Genomic DNA, 1,847 nt, shown 5'->3' on the forward strand with positions numbered 1-1,847 from the left:
TTCCAGTTGTGCGCCCAGCTAAGGGTGTGTAGTCAAGCCGGTGGGATTCCGGTTTATCCAAGGTTTAGCCAACCAGATAATAGCGAGTCTTGGGATGATGCCGGTAACGGCATCTGACAAGCGTAGACAGCAAGAAAGCAGGGTTGAATAGTGATTGAGCTTCGAAACGTTAACTTCAGTCGGTCGACGTCTTAACTGGTGCGGAAGACAATATCATGTAATGCGATATGGCGAGTGTTATGTGGCACTGCGGAGTCAGAGAACCAATCATGTTTTACATTGTGAATACACATCAACTGGGGAGAACCTGCCATTTCTCGAAGAAGAGTATGAAATTGCAACTGAAAACGGAGTATTTCAAATGAATGGTAGGTGGTCGGACAATCCCATAGTACTGTAGAAATCGGGCAATGCCGATGGAGGGAAGGGGATTGCATAGTAAAGGTCTTACTGAGGACACATTATCCGTACTCAGGGACGGAGGAAATAATGGAAACGAAATTAGTAAGAATAGCTGAGATATCAGCAACATCAAAACATCCTATATTTACATCAGTGTACCACTTGATAAATGAAGATATGCTAAAGCAATGCCATAAGGAATTAGATGGGAACAAAGCAGTCGGAATTGACAAGGTAACTAAGGATGAGTATGGGAAGAACCTTGATAGAAATATCAAGGAACTGGTACAGAGGTTGAAAAACAAATCCTTTAAGCCACTTCCGTCACTGAGGGTATATATACCTAAAGGAAATGGAAAGAAACGACCATTAGGGATTGCTTCCTATGAAGATAAGATTGTACAAATGGCAGTGAAGAAAATACTGGGAGCTATTTATGAACCGAGATTCCTAAACTGCATGTATGGATTCAGACCGAATAGGGGGTGTCACGAAGCAATAAAAGAAGTATACCAACGGATAAGCTATGGAAAAATCAGCTATATCGTAGATGCCGATATCAAAGGTTTCTTTGACCATATCGACCATGATTGGATGATGAAGTTCCTTGAATGGAATATACAGGATAAGAACTTATTGTGGCTAATACGTAAATACCTTAAAGCAGGAATAATGGAGCAAGGAAAATTCGAGCCAACAGAGGAAGGTTCGGCACAAGGCTCAGCAATGAGTCCGATGCTTGCAAATATATACATGCATCATGTGCTGACGCTGTGGTTTAAGCTGGTGGTGCAAAGGGAAATGCAGGGAGAGTGTTTTCTCGTCAACTTTGCGGATGATTTTGTTGCAGGATTTCAATATAAGTCAGAAGCTGAAAGATACTATAAAGAGTTAAAGGAACGAATGGAAAAGTTTGGACTGGAGCTGGAAAGTAGTAAAAGCAGACTAATTGAATTTGGGAGATTTGCAGAGCAGAATCGTAGAGCAAGAGGAGAATGTAAACCTGAAACATTTGATTTTCTGGGGTTTACCTTCTATTGTAGCAAAACTCGAAAGGGAGGTTTCGTGCCAAAGGTACAGACTTCAAGAAAGAAGTTAGAGCAAAAGGTTAGAGCATACAAGAACTGGATTTACGATAATCGAAATCGACCAATGCGAGAAATAATTAAAGAGTTGAACGTAAAACTAATTGGACACTATCGGTATTATGGTGTTACATGGAATTTTCGGAAGATAACAACATTCCTGCATAGAGTACAACAGTTTCTATTCAAAGCCATGAATCGGAGAGGTTGTAGACGGGCATACACATGGAATGGATTTGTGGAAATGCTCAAGTATTACCCGTTAGCAAAACCTAAAACGTACTATTGTTTATATTGAAGCGAATGTTACTATGAGGAGCCGTATGCGGGAAAGCCGCACGTACGGATCTGTGAGGGGCT

The 1,847-nt window shown here is 41.1% G+C and carries 1 protein-coding gene; it reads left to right on the forward strand.

The features are described from left to right. The first annotated feature begins 489 nt into the window (after positions 1–489). Positions 490–1,785: a group II intron reverse transcriptase/maturase gene (gene ltrA, locus AB5618_RS21255; protein WP_009323505.1), complete on the forward strand. Its 1,296-nt coding sequence runs from the start codon at positions 490–492 to the stop codon at positions 1,783–1,785. Positions 1,786–1,847 lie beyond the last annotated feature (62 nt).

The sequence above is a fragment of the Ruminococcus sp. J1101004sp1_RTP21198st1_B9_RTP21198_201120 genome, assembly GCF_040924245.1.
GTDB classification, from domain to species: Bacteria; Bacillota; Clostridia; order Lachnospirales; family Lachnospiraceae; genus Blautia_A; species Blautia_A faecis.